General features: G+C 68.2%; 20 protein-coding genes. 10 read left to right on the top strand and 10 right to left on the bottom strand.

Annotation, left to right across the window (positions count from 1 at the left end):
• Positions 1 to 58 precede the first annotated feature (58 nt).
• Entirely contained in the window at positions 59 to 1,375 is a 1,317-nt protein-coding gene (locus Q8O26_RS15665) for an ABC transporter substrate-binding protein (protein WP_305577209.1), read from the bottom strand.
• A 105-nt stretch (positions 1,376 to 1,480) separates the two neighbouring features.
• A complete protein-coding gene (locus tag Q8O26_RS15670; protein ID WP_305577211.1) occupies positions 1,481 to 2,545 on the bottom strand; it encodes an ABC transporter ATP-binding protein in 1,065 nt (354 codons plus the stop codon).
• A 244-nt stretch (positions 2,546 to 2,789) separates the two neighbouring features.
• On the opposite strand from Q8O26_RS15670, the gene Q8O26_RS15675 reads away from it, so the two are divergent.
• The gene (locus Q8O26_RS15675) at positions 2,790 to 3,755 is read left to right on the top strand and encodes a 2-hydroxyacid dehydrogenase (RefSeq protein ID WP_305577213.1); all 966 of its coding nucleotides are present in this window, start codon (positions 2,790 to 2,792) and stop codon (positions 3,753 to 3,755) included.
• A 15-nt stretch (positions 3,756 to 3,770) separates the two neighbouring features.
• On the opposite strand, the gene Q8O26_RS15680 is transcribed toward Q8O26_RS15675, so the two are convergent.
• Together Q8O26_RS15680 and Q8O26_RS15685 are read right to left on the bottom strand one after the other, a co-directional pair.
• Positions 3,771 to 4,220, bottom strand: a complete 450-nt coding sequence (locus Q8O26_RS15680) for an NfeD family protein (protein ID WP_305577215.1) — start codon at positions 4,218 to 4,220, stop codon at positions 3,771 to 3,773.
• Between the two features lies 1 nt (position 4,221).
• The gene (locus Q8O26_RS15685; protein ID WP_305577217.1) at positions 4,222 to 5,202 is read right to left on the bottom strand and encodes an SPFH domain-containing protein; all 981 of its coding nucleotides are present in this window, start codon (positions 5,200 to 5,202) and stop codon (positions 4,222 to 4,224) included.
• A gap of 343 nt (positions 5,203 to 5,545) precedes the next feature.
• On the opposite strand from Q8O26_RS15685, the gene Q8O26_RS15690 reads away from it, so the two are divergent.
• The 5 genes from Q8O26_RS15690 to hemH all read left to right on the top strand — a co-directional run bounded on the left by Q8O26_RS15690 (position 5,546) and on the right by hemH (position 10,196).
• Positions 5,546 to 6,502 (top strand): metal ABC transporter solute-binding protein, Zn/Mn family, encoded by a 957-nt coding sequence (locus Q8O26_RS15690; protein WP_305577219.1) that lies wholly within the window; start codon positions 5,546 to 5,548, stop codon positions 6,500 to 6,502.
• 5 nt (positions 6,503 to 6,507) lie between these two features.
• The gene (locus Q8O26_RS15695; protein WP_305577221.1) at positions 6,508 to 7,266 is read left to right on the top strand and encodes a metal ABC transporter ATP-binding protein; all 759 of its coding nucleotides are present in this window, start codon (positions 6,508 to 6,510) and stop codon (positions 7,264 to 7,266) included.
• A 3-nt stretch (positions 7,267 to 7,269) separates the two neighbouring features.
• On the top strand, positions 7,270 to 8,166 hold the full coding sequence (locus Q8O26_RS15700; RefSeq protein ID WP_305577223.1) for a metal ABC transporter permease: 897 nt from the start codon (positions 7,270 to 7,272) through the stop codon (positions 8,164 to 8,166).
• The gene (locus tag Q8O26_RS15705; RefSeq protein ID WP_305577225.1) at positions 8,166 to 9,062 is read left to right on the top strand and encodes a metal ABC transporter permease; all 897 of its coding nucleotides are present in this window, start codon (positions 8,166 to 8,168) and stop codon (positions 9,060 to 9,062) included. Before Q8O26_RS15700 ends, Q8O26_RS15705 begins: the two co-directional genes overlap by 1 nt.
• A gap of 102 nt (positions 9,063 to 9,164) precedes the next feature.
• Positions 9,165 to 10,196 (top strand): ferrochelatase, encoded by a 1,032-nt coding sequence (gene hemH / locus Q8O26_RS15710; protein ID WP_305577227.1) that lies wholly within the window; start codon positions 9,165 to 9,167, stop codon positions 10,194 to 10,196.
• Between the two features lie 57 nt (positions 10,197 to 10,253).
• Here hemH and Q8O26_RS15715 read toward each other — a convergent pair whose 3' ends face one another.
• Both Q8O26_RS15715 and Q8O26_RS15720 read right to left on the bottom strand, forming a co-directional pair.
• On the bottom strand, positions 10,254 to 11,486 hold the full coding sequence (locus tag Q8O26_RS15715) for a phenylacetate--CoA ligase family protein (protein WP_305577229.1): 1,233 nt from the start codon (positions 11,484 to 11,486) through the stop codon (positions 10,254 to 10,256).
• A 129-nt stretch (positions 11,487 to 11,615) separates the two neighbouring features.
• Positions 11,616 to 12,332, bottom strand: coding sequence for an RluA family pseudouridine synthase (locus Q8O26_RS15720; protein WP_305577231.1), 717 nt, complete (start codon positions 12,330 to 12,332; stop codon positions 11,616 to 11,618).
• Positions 12,333 to 12,337: 5 nt separating this feature from the next.
• Here Q8O26_RS15720 and ftsY point away from each other — a divergent pair, with 5 nt between their 5' ends.
• Positions 12,338 to 13,579: a signal recognition particle-docking protein FtsY gene (gene ftsY / locus Q8O26_RS15725; RefSeq protein WP_371134588.1), complete on the top strand. Its 1,242-nt coding sequence runs from the start codon at positions 12,338 to 12,340 to the stop codon at positions 13,577 to 13,579.
• A 4-nt stretch (positions 13,580 to 13,583) separates the two neighbouring features.
• On the opposite strand, the gene Q8O26_RS15730 is transcribed toward ftsY, so the two are convergent.
• A complete protein-coding gene (locus Q8O26_RS15730; RefSeq protein ID WP_305577235.1) occupies positions 13,584 to 13,838 on the bottom strand; it encodes a hypothetical protein in 255 nt (84 codons plus the stop codon).
• Positions 13,839 to 13,952: 114 nt separating this feature from the next.
• Between Q8O26_RS15730 and Q8O26_RS15735 the strand changes: the two genes are divergently transcribed.
• A complete protein-coding gene (locus Q8O26_RS15735; protein ID WP_305577237.1) occupies positions 13,953 to 14,204 on the top strand; it encodes a hypothetical protein in 252 nt (83 codons plus the stop codon).
• Positions 14,194 to 14,616, top strand: coding sequence for a metallopeptidase family protein (locus tag Q8O26_RS15740; RefSeq protein WP_305577239.1), 423 nt, complete (start codon positions 14,194 to 14,196; stop codon positions 14,614 to 14,616). Before Q8O26_RS15735 ends, Q8O26_RS15740 begins: the two co-directional genes overlap by 11 nt.
• Before the next feature lie 22 nt (positions 14,617 to 14,638).
• On the opposite strand, the gene Q8O26_RS15745 is transcribed toward Q8O26_RS15740, so the two are convergent.
• Positions 14,639 to 15,142 carry a carbon monoxide dehydrogenase subunit G gene (locus tag Q8O26_RS15745; RefSeq protein WP_305577241.1) on the bottom strand — a complete coding sequence of 168 codons (504 nt, stop codon included), beginning with the start codon at positions 15,140 to 15,142 and terminating at the stop codon, positions 14,639 to 14,641.
• Between the two features lie 90 nt (positions 15,143 to 15,232).
• The gene (locus tag Q8O26_RS15750) at positions 15,233 to 16,144 is read right to left on the bottom strand and encodes a methyltransferase domain-containing protein (protein ID WP_305577243.1); all 912 of its coding nucleotides are present in this window, start codon (positions 16,142 to 16,144) and stop codon (positions 15,233 to 15,235) included.
• Positions 16,145 to 16,227: 83 nt separating this feature from the next.
• Here Q8O26_RS15750 and Q8O26_RS15755 point away from each other — a divergent pair, with 83 nt between their 5' ends.
• A complete protein-coding gene (locus Q8O26_RS15755) occupies positions 16,228 to 17,061 on the top strand; it encodes a YihY/virulence factor BrkB family protein (RefSeq protein ID WP_305577244.1) in 834 nt (277 codons plus the stop codon).
• A gap of 6 nt (positions 17,062 to 17,067) precedes the next feature.
• Here the strand turns inward: Q8O26_RS15755 and Q8O26_RS15760 are convergent, their stop codons facing one another.
• Positions 17,068 to 18,339 (bottom strand): ABC transporter permease, encoded by a 1,272-nt coding sequence (locus Q8O26_RS15760; protein WP_305577246.1) that lies wholly within the window; start codon positions 18,337 to 18,339, stop codon positions 17,068 to 17,070.
• Positions 18,340 to 18,428 lie beyond the last annotated feature (89 nt).

Consider the following 18,428-nt stretch of genomic DNA (forward strand, 5'->3'; position numbering starts at 1 on the left):
ACGGGGGCGGCACGCCGCCCCCGTCCGGAATGCGTCGGGCGGCTGTGCCGCCCGGTCGTCAGCGGTAGATGCGGCGCAGCTGGCGCTCGGCGAGGCGGATGGCGCCCTCGACATCCTCCTTGCCGGTGCAGTGGTTGGCGAAGAGGTCGACCACGATGAAGTCGGCGATGGCCGTCGCCGCCTTTTCGTTGATCGGACCCCTGTAGCCGGCGGGGAAGGAACGCTTCGCCGACTCACGGAACACCCGCGCCTTGGGGTCGCGCGTCCAGACCGGATTGTTGTCGTAGGCATTGAGAACGTGCGTCAGGTAGCCCTCGGCCGCTTCCAGCCACGGATTGAAATTCTCCGCTTCGAGGATGAAGGCCATGAAAGCCTTGCAGGCGTTCGGGAACCGCGAATAGGTCATGCCGAACATCGGGAAGGCGAGCTGGATTTCCGCCGGCTTGCCGATCGGGCCGATCGGCCAGAAGGCGTGGTCCATGTCGGCGGCGATTTCGCGCTGCTTGGCGTCCTGCGAGACCCTGGCTGCGGCATAGATCGAGATGCCGTTGGCCGTCAGCGAGATTTCACCCGAGAGGAAGGCGCGGTTGTTGTTCGAGTCGTTCCACGCCGCCGTCCCGGGAATGAAGGTGTCCCAGAGTTCCTTCGCGTAGCGCAGGGCCGCGCGGGTCTCCGCCGAGTTGATGGTGATGTTCTCCCGCTCGTCGACCTGGGCGGCACCGTGCGACCACAGGAGCCAGTGGGCGAAGGCATTGCCATCGCCGGTGGCGCGTCCCAGCGGGAAGCCGGAGGGCGTGCCCTTGGCCTTCAGCGCCTTGCAGAGCTCGAGGAAGCCCTTGGTGTCCTGGGGAACTTCGTTGAAGCCCGCGGCCTTGAGCATGGAGATTCGGTAGTTGATGTAGCCACCGTTGACGGCGACCGGGATGGAAATCCACTTGCCCGCGGACTTGCCGTAGGCCTCGGCCAGCGGCACCCAGCCGCCGTACTTCTTGCCGAGATAGTCGGCGACGTCGGTGACCTCCAGGCACTTCTGCGGGAAGAGATGCGGCACGGAATAGAGCGACCAGATGAGGTCGGGACCTGTGCCGGTATTGGCGGCGACCGAGGCCTTCGGCTGCACGTCGTCGAAGCTCTCGCTCGAGACGTTGACGCGGCAGCCGGTCGCCTGGGTGAAGGCCGCCACCATGCGGTTGAACTGGGCGTCTTCGGCTTCGACGAAGCGGCGCCAGCGCAACAGGTTCAGCGTGGCACCGGTTTCCGGTCTGAACGGCGAGGTCTGCGCCCAGGCCTTGGCCCAGTCGGTGAGGCCGGAGCCGGTGAGAACGCCCGCGGCGGCGGCGCCCTTGACGAGGGTACGACGAGTGAAGGCAGTCATCAGGTTATCCTCCCATAAGGATCCGGAGCCCATCTTCGCCGTGGACCTTGCCGGTTTTTGTCGAAGCGGGTTTGCCCCGCCTGTTGGTTCAGGCGCGCCGGTGCTCTACTGGCGCGCCAGGGTCTTTCCCGACTGCGCATCGAAGAGATGCGTCACCCGGCGATCAGTGCCCAAGCGGATCTTGTCGCCGGGCTTGAAGTCGTGGCGTTCGCGGAAAACGGCGATGACCTCCTGGCCGTCGAGCCGGGCGACCACCTGGATTTCCGATCCTGTCGGTTCGACGACGACGACCTCGGCCTCGGCGCCAGCTTCGTTGTCGATGAGAAAATGTTCGGGCCGGATGCCGTAGATGGCCGGCTGGCCAGCCGAGGCCGACGGCGGCGTGCCGAGCGGCAGGCGGGCGCCGCCCTCCAGCACGAAAAACTGGCCGTCGATCTTGCCGCGGAGGAAATTCATCGCCGGCGAGCCGATGAAGCCGGCGACGAAGAGATTGACCGGGTTGTCGTAGAGATCAAGCGGCGCGCCCATCTGCTCGACGATCCCGTCATGCATGACCACGATCTTGTCGGCCATGGTCATCGCCTCGATCTGGTCGTGGGTGACATAGACGGTGGTGGTCTTCAGCCGCTGGTGCAGTTCCTTGATCTCGGTGCGCATGGCGACACGCAGCTTGGCGTCGAGGTTCGAAAGCGGCTCGTCGAACAGGAAAACCTGCGGGTCGCGGACGATGGCGCGCCCCATGGCGACGCGCTGGCGCTGGCCGCCGGAGAGCTGGCGCGGGAACCGGTCGAGCAGGGCACCGAGATTGAGGATCTCGGCGGCGCGCTTCACCTTGGCGTCGATCTCGCTCTGCGGGGCCTTCCTGAGCTTCAGCGAGAAGCCCATGTTGTCGGCCACCGTCATATGCGGATAGAGCGCGTAATTCTGGAACACCATGGCGATGTCGCGCTCTTTCGGCGGGACATTGTTCACCACGCGGTCGCCGATGGCGATCTCGCCGCCGGTGATGTTCTCGAGGCCGGCGATCATGCGCAGCAGGGTGGATTTGCCGCAGCCAGAAGGGCCGACCAGCACCACGAATTCGCCGTCCGCGATCGGAACGGAAACGCCATGGATGATTGCAGTCGAGCCAAAAGACTTGCGCACGTCGCGGATGTCGACGGATGCCATTCACTTCCTCCCGTGGGTCCCTCGACCCTGCCTTCCGCCGCCGGCCCTTGACCTGGGCTCTGCGATCCGATCCCGTGGGACCGGTGCGACATGTGGCTTCGTTCAGGGGTCAGTGTGGCATGCGAAACTCGGAAATCAAGTGTGATCACGGTTTGGCATGGCTGAAATTCAATCGGTTGAAAGCGGTGATTTTTCTCCCGTATCGACCGATGCTCGTCATGCCGAAGCCTGAGGGAGACGACCCATGACGAAGCCCGACCTGCTCATGACGGGCCCCATGATGCAGACCATCCAGGACCAGTTGGCGCAGCGTTTCACGCTGCACAAGCTCTGGGAGGCAACCGACAAGGAGGCCTTCCTGCGCCATCTGGCGCCGAGTGTCGTGGCCTTCGCCTCAGGCAGCCATGTACCCTGCGATCCCGCCCTGATGGGGCGGTTTCCCGGCCTCAAGATCGTGTCGTCCTTCGGCGTGGGCTATGACCATGTCGACGCCGCCTGGGCCGGTCAGAACGGCATCGTCGTCACCAACACGCCGGATGTCCTCAACGAGGAGGTCGCCGACACCGCCCTCGGCCTGCTCCTCTGCACGATGCGCCAGTTTCCCCAGACTGACCGCTATCTGCGCGCCGGCAAATGGCTCGAGAAGCCCTATCCGCTGACCGGCACGCTGCGCGACCGCAAGGTCGGCATTCTCGGTCTCGGCCGGATCGGCAAGGCCATCGCCCGGCGCCTCGAGGCCTTCAATCTGCCGGTCGTCTATCACGGCCGCTCGGCCCAGCCCGACGTCGCCTACCGCTACTATCCCTCGCTGGTCGAGATGGCCCGTGACGTCAACGTCCTGATGATCGTCGCCCCCGGCGGCGCCGCCACCAACAAGATCGTCAACCGCGAGGTGCTTGAGGCGCTGGGTCCCGACGGCGTCGTCATCAATGTCGGCCGTGGCACGGTCGTCGACGAGGCCGCGCTCGTCGAGGCGCTCCGGAACAAGACCATCCTCTCCGCCGGCCTCGACGTCTTCGAGGACGAGCCGCGTGTCCCCGCCGAACTGATGGCCATGGACCACGTCGTCCTCTTCCCTCATGTCGGTTCGGCGTCCGTCCACACGCGCAACGCCATGGCGCAGCTCGTCGTCGACAACCTCGTCGCCTGGGCGAATGGCAATGGGCCGCTCACGCCGGTCGCCGAAACGCCCTGGCCGCCGAAGCACTGATCGGGCGGGAGGCGGTCAGGCCGCCTCCACCACCAGAACGGCGCCCTGGAAATCCGTGACGCGGACCCGGGCGCCGGTGGCCAGATCCGGCCCCGTCACCAGCCAGACGGAATCGGCGATGCGGACGCGTCCGCGTCCTGCCTGGATCGGTTCCTCCAGGACGAATTCTTTGCCGATCATCGCCTCCAGGCGACGGTTGAGGTCGGGCTTGTCGCTGGTCGTTCCGTTGATGGACTTCATCACCTTCACCCAGCCGAAAAGGCAGAGCAGCGACAGCACCGCGAAAACCAGGAGCTGAATCTGCCAGGGGCTGGGAACGATGATGAAGATGATCCCCGTCAGCGCCGCCGCCGCGCCGAGCCAGATGAGGAAATAGCCGGGCACGAGGATCTCGGCCGCCATCAGGACCGCGGCGATGGCGATCCAGCTCCAGGCGCCCCAGGGCGCCAGCGTTGCGACGATCATCTCAGCCCCCGGTGCTCGGCACGCTGCCGGCGCGTCCGGGCGGGCGCGGTGCCGGACCGTCCGGACCGAAGGCGGCCTTGGCGATCTCGCCGATGCCGGCCAGCGAACCGAGGATCTGCGTCGTCTCGATCGGCAGGATCAGCGTCTTCTGGTTCGGCGACAGGGCGAGACTCTCCAGGGCCTTCAGATATTTCTCGGCGATGAAGTAGTTCACCGACAGCGCATTGCCACCGGCGATGGCGGCCGACAGCATCTCGGTCGCCTTGGCCTCGGCCTCCGCCTGACGTTCGCGTGCCTCGGCGTCGCGGAAGGCCGCTTCCTTGCGGCCCTCGGCCTCGAGGATCTGCGACTGCTTCTCGCCTTCGGCCCGCAGGATCTCCGACTGCCGCTGGCCCTCCGCCTCGAGGATGACGGCGCGCTTCTCGCGCTCGGCCTTCATCTGCCGGCCCATGGCGGCGACGAGGTCGGCAGGCGGCGCGATGTCCTTGATCTCGATGCGGTTCACCTTGATGCCCCAGGGCGCCGCCGCCTGGTCGACGACCCGCAGCAGGCTCTCGTTGATCGTGTCGCGGTTGGACAGCAGGGCGTCGAGGTCCATCGACCCCATCACCGTGCGAATGTTGGTCATGGCGAGGTTCATCAGCGACAGTTCGAGCCGCGTGATCTCGTAGGACGAACGCGCCGCATCCAGCACCTGGAAGAACAGCACGCCGTCGACGGTCACCTTGGCGTTGTCCTTGGTGATGACCTCCTGGCTCGGAACGTCGAGCATCTGCTCCATGACGTTCACCTTGTGGCCGATCCGGTCGATGAACGGCACGATCAGCTTCAGGCCGGGATGCAGGGTCCGGACGTAGCGCCCGAACCGCTCGACCGTCCATTGATAGCCCTGCGGCACCGTCTTGATGGCGGCGAAGAGAAACAGGATCACGACGAGGGCGACCGCGACCAACGCGACGTCGCTACCGGTGAATGGGAACATGGTGTCTCTCCGTTGCGGACATAGACGCGAGGCGCCGGGCGTGTCGGCGACCGGGTCCGACGCGATGCCGCGAACGGCAATCACCTGCGCCCGCAGCAGGACCGCCCACCGTGATCCGGTGCCGCGAGAAGGCGTATCACGACCGGTGGAGGGAACCACGCACATATTGCAAGGCCATGGCGCAGGCGTCGGTCAGGTGTTTCTTCCGCCGCGGCTTTGTTGCGAATGTCTCGCAACTGGCTTGACATCGGCGACCGCTGTCCTCATCTTATTGCAAATGAGTTGCAACAGCGATGTTGCCGTGGAACTATGGTTCTGAGCAGGTGATGCGATGATCGTCGACGTGAGCCGCCGTACCCTTCTAGTCCTCGCCGCCACGACGGCCGCCGCCACGCCCTGGCCGGCCCTCGCCCAGGGCGCTCGGAAGCCGTCCGTCGTCACCACCACCGCGATGCTGGCCGATGCCGTGCGGATGCTGGCGGGCGAACAGGTCACCGTCGAGGCGCTGATGGGCGAGGGGGTCGATCCGCACCTGTACCGGCCGACCCGTGCCGACATCGTCAAGCTGACCCAGGCCGACCTCGTCATCGCCCATGGCCTCGGTCTCGAAGCCCAGTTCCGCGAGACCTTCCTGCAGTTGGCCCGCCGTCGTGCGCCCCTTCTCGCCGCTGAGGCGATTGCTCGCGACAGACTGCTCAAGGATGAAGAGGTCGCCGACAAGCCCGATCCCCATGTCTGGATGGATCCTTCTCTCTGGGCCGTCGTCGTGCGCACCGTCGCCGACGGCCTTGCCGGGCTGGACCTGACGGGCCGCACCAAGGTGACGCCGGATCTCGCACCGGCACTCGCCCGGATCGAGGCGCTCGGTGCCTATGCCGGCCAGGTGCTTGGCTCGATCGCGCCGGAGCGCCGCGTCCTCGTTACCGCCCATGACGCCTTCGGCTATCTGGCCCGCGCCTATGGCTTCGAGGTTCACGGCATCCAGGGCCTGTCGACCGAGAGCGAGGCGGGGCTCCGGGCTATCGAGGGGACCGTCGATCTCGTGGTCACCCGCGCCATCCCCGCCATCTTCGTCGAGAGCTCGGTCTCCGACCGCAACATCCGCGCCGTCATTGAGGGCGCCGCCCGCCGCGACCGCCGCGTCGTCGTCGGCGGCGAGCTCTTCTCCGACGCCATGGGCAAGCCGGGCACCTATGAAGGCACCTATGTCGGCATGATCGACCATAATGTCACGACCATCGCCAGGGCGCTCGGCGGGGCGGCTCCCGAAAAGGGCATGTCCGGCCGGCTGACGGGCTGAGGGGCGTGGACAGGCTCGCCATCACGCCACCCGAGGCCCTTGCCCCTGCCATAGGCCACCTGGCCGTCGTGGGGCTCTCGGTCGCCTATCGCGGCGTGCCCGTTCTCTCTGACGTCACCTGGAGCGCGCCTGCCTCCGGGCTCACCGCCATCGTCGGGCCGAACGGGGCGGGCAAGTCCACCCTGATCAAGGCGATCCTCGGGCTGGTGCCCTCTACCGGCCGTGTCACCATCGGTGGCCGGAGCGTCGACGCGATGCGCGACGCCACCGCCTATGTTCCGCAGCGGGCGACCGTGGACTGGGACTTTCCGGCAACCGCCCTCGACGTCGTCCTGCAGGGCATGGTGCGCGAGCCCGGCTGGTTCCGCGGCTATGGCCGGGCCCGCCGGGAACGGGCTCTTGCCCTCCTCGACCGCGTCGGCCTCGCCGATCTCGCCTCCCGCCAGATCGGGCAGATGTCCGGCGGCCAGCAGCAGCGCGTCTTCCTCGCCCGCGGCCTCGCCCGCAACGCCGCCATCCTCTTCCTCGACGAGCCGCTGGCCGGCGTCGATGCCGCATCCGAACGCATCATCCTCGACGTCTTCGATACCCTCGACCGCGATGGGCGGTTGGTCGTCTGTGTCCACCACGATCTCGGAACGGTCTCCGAGCGCTTCGCCGACGTGCTGGTGCTGAACAAGACGGTCATCGCCGCAGGACCGGTGGCGTTGGCCTTCACCCCGCAGAACCTCGCGCGCGCCTATGGCGTGCCGCTGACGGTCTGAGGCATGGACGCGATCACCGCCCAGCTCCTCGCCGTCGTCACCTTCCAGGCCGGTTTCAACACGACCGTGGTCATGCTCGGCGCCGCCGCGCTCGGCTGCGCCGCCGGGGCGGCGGGAACCTTCGCCATGCTGCGGCGCCGGGCCCTCGTTTCCGACGCCGTGGCCCACGGCACACTGCCCGGCATCGCCGCGGCTTTCCTTCTCGCCGCCCTGCTCGGTCGGGCACCGCGCGAGGCCGGCTGGCTTATGGGCGGCGCGGGTATTGCCGCGCTCATCTCGCTCCTCGCCATCGAATGGCTCGGCCGGCGGCCCCGGGTCGGCCCCGATACCGCCACCGCTGCGGTTCTCGCCGCGGGCTTCGGCCTCGGCCTGGCGCTCATGTCGGTGGTCCAGACGCTGGCCGTCGGCCGCCAGGCTGGGCTGGAGTCTCTCCTGTTCGGCTCGGCGGCGGGCATGCTCCCCGGCGAGGCGCAGATGATGGCCGTCCTCGCCGTCTTCGTGCTCGTCGTCATCGCGCTGCTGCTCAAGGAGTTCTCGGCCGTCGCCTTCGATCCGGACTTCGCCGCGACGGTCGGCCTGCCGGTGGCGCGTCTCGACGCGCTGGTCGCGCTGGTCTGTGCCGTCGTCGTGGTGGCCGCTCTGCCGATCGCCGGCTTCGTCCTCGCCGTCGCCCTCGTCGTCATCCCGCCCGCCGCCGCCCGCTTCTGGTCCGACCGCGCCGGCACCGTCGTCGCTGTCGCCGCCGCCATCGGCGCCGTCTCCGCCTTTGCCGGCGCGGCGCTCTCGGCTGTCCTGAAGGACACGCCGACCGGCCCGGCCATCGTGCTGGTGGCGGCCCTCCTGTTCACGCTCAGCCTGGTCTTCGGGCGCGCTCGCGGTCTCCTGAGGGGCACCGGGTGATGGCCGAGTTCTGGATCGTCGATTTCGTCCCGCTGCTCGCCGCGAGCCTTTCGGCGCTCGCCTGCGCCCTCGTCGGCAATCTTCTCATCCTGACCCGGCGCGCCATGGCCGCCGATGCCCTGAGCCACGCCGTCGTCCCCGGCGTGGTGGTGGCCGTCGCCATCACAGGACTGTCGGGGAGCATCGTCGTGCTCGCCGGCGGGCTGGCCGCCGCCTTCGCCGCCTCCGGCCTCGTCGCCTTCCTCATCCGCGCCGGCCGGGTGGAGCCCGGCACGGCGCTCGGCGTCGTTTTCACCACCTTCTTTGCCTTCGGCATCCTGGTGCTCGAATGGACGGGTCTCTCGCGTACCGGCTTCGACATCCACCACGTGGTGACCGGCTATCTGGAGGGCCTCATCTGGGTGAGCCGCGATCCCGGCGGCACGGCCGGGTTTTTCCAATCGCTCATGGACCTGCCGCAGGTCGTCTTCGAACTCGCCCTGGTCCTCGTCCTCGTCGCCGCCATCCTTGCCGCCTTCCGAAAGGAATTCGCGCTCCTCGCCTTCGATCCTGTGTTCGCGCGGGCGAGCGGCCTGCCGGTCGGCCTGCTGGAGGCCGCCCTCCTCACCGCGACGGCACTCGCCTGCACCGCCGCCTTCAAGTCGGTCGGCGTCGTTCTGGCCGTCGCCATGATCGTCTGCCCGGCCGCGACCGCCCGTCTTCTGACGACGCGGCTGTCGCACCAGATGGCGCTTTCGGCCGCCATCGCGCTCGCCACCGTCTTCGCCGGCTATGCCGCCGCTGTCTTCGGGCCGCGTCTGTTCGGCTCCGCGCTGGCGCTGAACGCGGCCGGAACCATCGGCGCCATGGCCGGTCTGGCGCTCGCCGCGACCGCCGCATTGCGGGCACGCGGCTGACCTGGCGCAAATCCATCGGCGCTGTGGCCGCGTAACAGCTTTCAACCTGGACCATTCAGGCGTATCACCCGCGCCACCGAGACAGATCCACCGCGAGTCCCCATGCGCGAGATGAAACTTCCTGCCGACCACGTGCCCGTGAAGACCGGCAAGATCGGCGTGTTGCTGATGAACCTCGGCACTCCCGACGGCACCGACTATTGGTCCATGCGCCGCTACCTGAAGGAGTTCCTCTCCGACAGGCGCGTAATCGAGACGTCGCGCGCCATCTGGTGGCCGATCCTCAACCTGATCATCCTGCAGACCCGGCCGCAGAAGAAGGGCAAGGACTACGCGACGATCTGGAACACCGAGAAGGACGAGAGCTTCCTCAAGACGATCACCCGCAACCAGGCGGAGAAGCTCGCCGCCCATCTGCAGGGCGTCAGCCCTGACATCCATGTCGAATGGGCCATGCGTTACGGCAATCCCGCCATCAAGCCGGCCATCGAGCGGCTGATGGCGCAGGGCTGCGACCGCATCCTCGCTTTCTCGCTCTACCCGCAATATGCGGCCGCCACGACGGCCACCGCCAACGACCATGTGTTCCGCGCCCTGATGGCGATGCGCTGGCAGCCGACCCTGCGCATCGCGCCGCCCTATCACGACGAGCCCGCCTATATCGCCGCCCTCGCCCAGTCGGTGCGCGACCATCTCGCCACGCTGGATTTCGAGCCGGAGGTCATCCTCACCTCGTTCCACGGCATGCCGAAGAGCTATCTCCTGCGCGGCGACCCCTACCACTGCCATTGTGCCAAGACCTGGCGTCTGCTGCGCGAGGAACTCGGCTACACGACCGACCAGATGATGATGAGTTTCCAGTCGCGCTTCGGGCCTGACGAATGGCTGAAGCCCTACACCGACGAAACTGTCGAGGCGCTCGGCAAGAAGGGCGTCAAGAGGCTCGCCATCATCGCCCCGGCCTTCTCCTCCGACTGCCTGGAGACGCTGGAGGAACTCGCTGGCGAGAACCGCCACATCTTCGAGGAGCACGGCGGCGAGAAGTTCACCTACATTCCCTGCCTCAACGATTCGGATCCGGGCATGAAGGTGATCACCACCGTGGTCGAGCGGGAACTGCAGGGCTGGATCTGACACGCCGCCCTCGGCGCGAGCCGCTGCCCGCCTCCGCGACGGCGTTCGGCGCCGCTTTCAACCCACCGGCCGCGTGTCCTCGATGACCTTCCCGTCATTGGGCAGCGAGCCGGGCTTCACCGGCTCCACCGCGCCCTTCAGCTTCAGGATCGCCAGCACGCTCTCGCCGACGGCGTGAACGAATTCCGGCGAGCGTGCCCGTGATTCCACCATCAGCGTCATCGCGTCGGTCTCGCCGTTGCGCGCCACCACCAGCCGTGCCCGTGCGATCTCCGGATGGCGCCGGATCACCTCCGCCACCTGCTCGGGGCGCACGAACATGCCCTTCACCTTGGCGGTCTGGTCGGCACGGCCCATCCAGCCCTTGATGCGGGTGTTCGTCCGCCCGCAGGGGGAGGCGCCGGGAAGGATCGCGGTGAGGTCGCCGACGGCAAAGCGGATCAGCGGATGGTGCGGGTCGAGCACGGTGATCACCACCTCACCGACCTCGCCGGGGGCCACGGGGTCACTGGTCCCCGGCCGGACGATCTCCAGGACGATGTCCTCGTTGAGCACCAGGCCCTCACGCGCCTCGCTCTCATAGGCGATGACGCCGCATTCGGCGATGGCATAGGTCTGGTAGGCGTCGACGCCGCGGGAGGCGATCTCCTTCTGCAGCGAGGCCGGGAAGGCCGCTCCCCCGACCAGGGCCCGCTTGATGGAGGAGGCGTCGCGGCCTTTCTCCCTGGCCGCGTCGAGCAGGATCTTCAGGAAGTCGGGAACGCCGGCATAAGCGCTGGGACGGTAGGCCTCGATGAGATCGAGCTGGGCCTCGGTATTGCCGGGACCGGCAGGGATGACGGCGCAGCCGACCGCCCGGGCTCCGGAATCGAAGCACCAGGCCCCCGGCGTCAGGTGATAGGACAGCGTGTTCAGCACGATGTCGCCGCGCTTGAAGCCCGCCGCCGCCATGGCGCGCCCGACCCGCCAGACATCATGACCGATCGCCTCCGGTTCGAAGATCGGCCCCGGCGACATGAACAGCCGACCGAAGGCACTGGCCTTGCCCGGAACGAAGCCGCCGAAGGGCAGCGCCACCTTCTGCAGGGCCGGCAGGTCCGACTTGCGCTGGACCGGCAATTCCGCGAGGGCCGACCGCGTGGTGATCCCGCGCGGGTCGATCTTGCCGAGGTGCCGCCGCCAGGCGGGAACCTTCATCGCCGCGGTGAGCACCTGAGGCAACCGCTTCATCAGATCCTTCTCGCGCGCGCCCTCGTCGCGCGTTTCGCGCTTGTCGTAATGGCCAGCCATGGTGGTCTCCCTCGGGAGGGAGTATCGGCGCTTGCCAGGGCCGCGCCAAGTCCGACCTTGGTCCGAACGAACCCGGAGGCCGCAGAAATTGCGTTTCGATCAAGCGGGGTCGATAGAACGGACAGGTCGTCAGCCGGCCCAGCCGCAGGCGTTCAGCGCGGCCTCCATCGCCGCCGGCGGCGGTGCCTCCGCCGCGACCGGCGGGCGCTTCGGATCGTAGGGCAGTACGATGGACCGGGCGAGGAGATGCAGTCCCGGTCCGCCCTGTCGGGGCGCGGCGCCGTAGATCGTGTCACCGAGAATGGGAAAGCCGCTCTCGGAGCAATGGAGCCTCAACTGGTGCGTCCGCCCGGTGACGGGCTCGAGCGCCAGCCAGGTCCGGCCTTCGTGCCGGCCGAGTACCGTGTACCGCGTCAGCGCCGGCTGGCCCTGCGGGTCGGCTTTCATCCACCAGCCGCGCTTCGGGTCGCGCGGGCTCATCGCCAGCGCGATCTCGCCGGCCGCCGCCGCGGGCCCGCCCTCCACCACCGCCCAGTAGGTCTTGCTGACCTCGCTGCGCTTGAACATCAGGCCGAGCCGCTCCAGCGCCCGCCGATGGCGGCCGAGCACGAGGCAGCCGGCGGTGTCCTTGTCGAGGCGATGGGCGAGTTCCGGCGGCCGCGGCAGGCCGAAGCGCAGCACGTCGAGATGGTCTGCGAGCGTCTCGCCGCCGCCGGGACCCTTGTGCACCGGCAGGCCCGCCGGCTTGTTCAGGATGAGGATGCTGGCATCGCGGTAGAGAAGCCGCGGGATCAGGCCGAGCGGATCGTCGGGGACGGGATGGGAGGGCGGCGTCGAGGTGGACATGGCCCATCCATAGTGCGGGCTCCGCGCGCCCGCCAGCCCGGCGCCGATGCAGGGCAGCGCCCCACCGGCCTAGCCATAGCCCGCCATCCGGCCTAAATGCCGGGTGTGCCGGGGTCGCCGCCCGCACCTCCTCACCCTGTCGACAGCGAGATTCTGCGCCGATGCCCGATCAGCCGAAGCCCGACGAGCCGAAGCGGCCCGGTTTCTTCAAGCGGCTGTTCGGCCAGGATGCACCTGTGGCCCCGGAGCCCGTCACGCCCGCGTCGGCCGACGTCGCGCCCGCAGCCCCGCCCGCAGCCCTGCCCGAGGTTCCGCCGACCGAGCCGCGGAGCTGGTGGCGCCGGCTCACCGATGGCCTGTCGCGCACTTCGTCCCGGCTTGGCACCGGGGTCACCGACCTCTTCACCAAGCGCAAGCTCGACCATGCGACGCTGGAGGAGCTCGAGGACCTGTTGATCCAGGCCGATCTCGGCGTCGAGACCGCCGGGCGCATCGCCGGGGCGCTTTCCAAGGGCCGTTTCGGCAAGGACATCGCGCCGGAGGAAGTGCGCGCCGTCCTCGCCGGCGAGATCGAGGCCGTGCTCGCCCCTGTCGCCCGGCCCCTCGTGATCGACGCCGCGGCCCGGCCCTTCGTCATCATGGTGGTCGGCGTCAACGGTGCCGGCAAGACCACCACCATCGGCAAGCTCGCCGCCAAGTTCCGCGCCGAGGGGCGCTCGGTCCTGCTGGGCGCCGGCGACACGTTCCGCGCCGCCGCCATCGAGCAGTTGAAGATCTGGGGTGAGCGCACCGGCGCTCCCGTGGTCACCCGGCCGCAGGGTTCGGATGCGGCGGGCCTCGCCTTCGATACGGTGAAACAGGCGCAGGAGGCGGGAACCGATGTCGTCATCCTGGACACGGCCGGCCGGCTGCAGAACAAGTCGGAACTGATGGCTGAGCTCGAAAAGGTCGTGCGCGTCATCCGCAAGGTCGATGCCGCGGCGCCGCACGCGGTGCTCCTCGTCCTCGACGCCACCACCGGCCAGAACGCGCTGACCCAGGTCGACGCCTTCGCCCGCACCGCCGGCGTGACCGGCCTCGTCATGACCAAGCTCGACGGCACCGCCCGCGGCGGCATCCTCGTCGCGGTGGCGGCGAAGACCGGGCTTCCAGTTCATTTCATCGGCGTCGGCGAGGGCATCGACGACCTCGAACCCTTCGCGGCGCAGGATTTCGCCCGCGCCATCGTCGGCCTCGACGAGAGCTGAGCGCTCAGTGCGGCAGGGGGTGATGACGCCCGTGGCGGTGGTGGCGATGCCGCGGCGCGGGACGTATCTCGGCCGTTCCGGCGGGCGCGAAGTAATAGGTCCGCGGCGTCACGATCGGGCGATAGATCACCGGCCTGTCGGCAACGTGCCAGCCGGTCCAGAACGGGCTCGCCGCGGCCGGCGCCGCCGGCGCGAGGACGGCCACGAAGGCGCCCATGGCGAGCGAGCGGATGGTCGGGGTCGGCAGGCGGCGTGACATGGCGATACTCCGGATACGAAAACCGAGAATGCCCCAACAGAGTCACCAATCCGTTTCCGCCTGCGACGCCCGGACCGGGTGCCGACGGCCTCGCGATCGGCTAGAACCATCCTCATGAGTGCAAACGGCCCGAGACCCGACGACGACGCGAAGCGACAGGAAGAGGCGCGGCGCATCCTGGAGCGCACCCACCGCGATTCCGCGCCGATCCTCGAATCCGCCCTGCGTCGCAGCGGTGACTTCCTCGCCGCCCGTGGCGAATCCGACGACCCCGCCGAGATCTGGGGCAAGCGCATCGGCCGCATCCTGGCGATCGCCGTCGGCATCGGCTGCGTCGTCTATCTGGTGGCGATCTATGGCCGCTGAGGCGATCCCCGCGGCCTTCGCTGACCTCAAGGCGCCTGATCTCGAGGCATTCGAGGCGATCGCCGCCGCCGCCTATACCGGCCTGCCTGAGGATTTCCGCGCCCTCTGCAAGGGCCTCGTCATCCGGCTCGAGGATTTTCCCACCGAGGAAGTCCTCAAGGAGATGGAAGCCGAGAGCGACTTCGATCTTCTCGGCCTGTTCCAGGGCACGGGCATGCCGTTTCAGTCCGTGCAGTATTCGGGCACCATGCCCAACATGATCTGGCTCTACCGGCGGCCGATCCTCGACTACTGGGCCGAACATGACGAGACCCTCGGTGCCGTCGTCGCCCATGTGCTGATCCATGAGATCGGCCACCATTTTGGCCTGTCCGACGCGGACATGGAGGCGATCGAGCGGCGCGGGGAGTGAGGGGCAGGGCTTCGACGGCGCGTCAGCCCTTGCCGAACTTCCACCACTTCTTCTTCTCCTCCGGCATGTCCTCGCCGGGGGCGGGCGGGGCCACCACCTTCGAGAAACTCTCGAAGAACTCGCCCGCCAGCTTCTTGGCGGTGGCATCGATCAGCCGCGAGCCGAGCTGGGCGATCTTGCCGGAAATCTGGCTCTTGACGTCATAGGTGAGGAGCGTCACCCCTTCGCTCTCCTCCGTCAGCTTTACCGTGGCACCGCCCTTGGCCATGCCGGCGACGCCGCCATTGCCCTCGCCGGAAATCGTGTAGCCGTTCGGCGGATCGATGTCGGAGAGGGTGACGCTGCCGGAGAAGCTCGCCTTGACCGGGCCGATCTTCAGCACCGCCTTGGCAGCGAAACCGTTGTCACCGGTGCGCTCCATGCTCTGACAGCCGGGAATGCACTGGCGAAGCACGTCGGGATCGTTGAGCGCCGCCCACACCACTTCCCGCGGGGCCTCGATACGCTGGGTGCCGGTCATGTCCATGGGATGAGGCTTTCGATTGGGGCGATTTCGGAGCGGAGACTAGGACCGGCGGCGGGCGGCTGTCGAGCCCGTCTTCGGCAGCAGACCCGGTCAGCTGCCCGGCTTCTCGCCGGCCGGCCATTCGACCGCCTTGAGCGCGTCGGCCAGCCGGGCCTTGGCCGAACCCGGCCGCAGCGGCTTCTGCTGGCTGTCATGCGGCGCCCAGCCCGACAGGGTGACGACCTGGAAGGTAGCGCGGATGCGGCCGTCGGGATCGGCGAAGCGCTCGTGGTAGATGGCGGCCATGCGCAGCAGCGTCGCCCGCTTCAGGGGCACCCGGCGGCGGGCGACCAGCGGGTTGGTGGCGCCCATGGCGCGAAGGTCCCGCATCAGCGCGAAGACATCCCGATAGCGCACCGTCAGCCGGTCTGAATCCGTGACCGGCAGCGCGAAGCCCGCCCGTTGCAGCAGGCCGCCGATGTCGCGCACATCGGCGAAGGGGGCGACACGCGGTGAGAGCCCGCCGTCCAGCTCGCTCTCCGCGGCGGCGAAGGCCTGGCGCAGCTCGGTCAGGGTGTCGCCACCGAGCAGCGCCGCGAGAAACAGGCCGTCGGGCTTCAGCGCCCGGCGCACCTGCACGAAGAGACCCGGAAGGTCGTCGACGAACTGCATGCCCAGCGCCGAGACGGCCAGGTCGAGGCTCTGATCGGCGAAGGGCAGCGCCTCGGGGGCGGCGACGACGACCGGCCCGGCGCGCCGCCGGGCCAGCTCCTCGACCGCCTCGGTCGCCAGCACGACCGGCCATCCCCGTGCCGCGAGGGCGTCCCGCAGCGCATCGGTCGGGGTGGCGATATCGGCGAGGGACGTGAAGGTCCGCTGCACCAGCATCAGCCGGTCGCCGAGGTCCTCGGCGACGCCGGCCAGCAGAAAGTCCGCCACCTCGCCCCGCGCGGCGCGAACCCGGCGCCGTCCGGCGAGTTGGTTGTCGAAATGCTGCATTGTCATCGGCGGCATATGGTGCATGGCCCATCCTGCGTCAAATTCGCGACGAGCCTTGCCCTTCATCGTCTTTGCCGCGAAATATCGCCCGAGAAGAAGGATCAGAGATGTTGAAGGCATGGCGCGTCACCTGGGACGCAGTTGACCGGTTCCTGGCCAACGACGGCTGGGCGACCGCCAGTCACATCGCCCTGAACGGGCTGATGTCGCTGTTCCCGTTCCTCATCCTGGTGACGGCGCTCGCGAGCTTCGCCGGCGCGCGCCCCTATGGCGACGAGGTCACGCGCATTCTGCTCGAGGCCTGGCCGGAGGTGGTGGCCCGGCCGATTGCGCGGGAGATCGAGACCGTTCTGACGACGACGCGCACCGACCTCCTGACCATCGGTGCGCTTCTGGCCGTCTATTTCGCCTCCAACGGTGTCGAGGCGCTGCGCACCTCCCTCAACCGCGCCTATGAGGTTCGCGAAAGCCGCTGGTGGTACATGTGCCGCCTGGAATCCATCGCCTATGTGCTCGTCGGCGCCCTCGCCTTGCTGGTGGCGGCAGTGCTCGTTGTCCTCGGCCCGCTGATCTGGGCGACGGCGGTACGCCACGTACCGGGTATCGCGCCGCTCGGCTGGGTGGTTCTGTTCCTGCGCGTGGCGGCGGCGTCCCTCGTCATCGTCATCGCGCTGACCGTGGTGCATCTGCTGTTGCCGGCCGGGCGCCGCCGGTTCATCGACGTGCTGCCGGGCATCGTCATCACCCTGGTGCTCTGGCTGGCCGCCGGTACCCTTTTCGGCACCTACCTCGCGAATTTCGCCCAGAACTACGTCAACACCTATGCCGGTCTCGCCTCGGTCATGGTGGCGCTGGTCTTCCTCTATTATTCCGCCGCCATCTTCGTCCTTGGTGGCGAGCTCAATGCGGCGATCGGGCGCGCCAGCGGCCGCATCGTCTGAGGCGGATCACACCGTCCGCAGCGCCGTGATAGGGTCGAGCATGCTCGCCCGCTTGGCCGGATACCAGCCGAAGAAGACGCCCACCAGCCCCGAGAACAGGACGGCGCCGAAGATCGACTGCGGCTCGACGAGGAGCGGCCAGCCGAAGCGGGCGGAGACCCCGAACGCGGCGCCGAGCCCGACCATGATGCCGATGACCCCGCCGATGGCGGCCAGAGATGTCGCCTCGATGAGAAACTGGCGCATGACGTCGCGCCGCCTGGCGCCGACCGCCAGCCTCAGCCCGATCTCGCGCGTGCGCTCCGTGACGCTCACCAGCATGATGTTCATGATGCCGATGCCGCCTACAGCGAGGGAAATCGCCGCGACCGCCGCGAGCAGCAGCGACAGGGTGGTGGCGGCGCCGGCAGCGGTATTGGCGATTTCCGTGAGGTTGCGGATCTGGAAATCGTCCTCCTGGCCGGGCTGCAGCCGGTGACGCTGGCGTAGCAACTGGCGCATGTCGTCCTCCGCCTGCGCCATGCTCTCGCCCTGGCGGATCTTGACGTGGATGACGCCGACCGAGCGGGCATTCGCCCGGTTCACGCCGACGAGCCTCTGCCGGATGGTCGGCAGCGGCACGAAGCTGGTATCGTCCTGGTCCTGGCCCATCATCGACTGGCCCTTGGAGACCATGACGCCGATCACGGTGAAGGGGACGGCGCGGATGCGGACGGTCTCGCCGATCGGGTCGACGCCGTCGCCGAAGAGATTGCGCGCCACGGTCTGGCCGAGAATCACCACCTGACCCCCGCGGGCGGTCTCCTCCGGCTCGAACAGGCGGCCGGAGGCGATGGGCCATTCCCGCGCCTCGAACCAGCCGAGATCCACGCCCACCACCTCGGTGAACCAGTTGTTGCCGCCGGCGACCACCTGGGTGCGGGTGCGGCTGTTGGGTGCGGTGACCTGGACGCTCGCCACCTCCGCCTCGATGGCGCGCGCATCGTCTTCCGTCAGTGAGGACGACGCACCCAGCCCGAGGCGCACGCCGCCCTGGGTGACGTTCCCCGGCAGGACGATGAAGAGATTGGCGCCCAGCGACTGGACCTGCGCCAACACGCGGTCGCGGGCGCCGCCGCCGATCGCCACCATGGCGATCACCGCCGCCACGCCGATCACCATGCCGAGCATGGTCAGGGCCGAGCGCAGCTTGTGTGCCCGCAGGGCCGACAGGGCTTCGCGGATCGCTTCCATCATCGACATGCTGCGATGATAGCAGACCGTCACCGGCGCACACATGAATTGCCCGTCATGAGCGACTTCCGTTGAGGAATATTAATGCACGAAAGGCGTGTGTGTTTCCCTACGGTAAGATATGTGCTTTTTTG

It is taken from the genome of Phreatobacter sp., assembly GCF_030691135.1.
Taxonomy (GTDB): domain Bacteria; phylum Pseudomonadota; class Alphaproteobacteria; order Rhizobiales; family Phreatobacteraceae; genus Phreatobacter.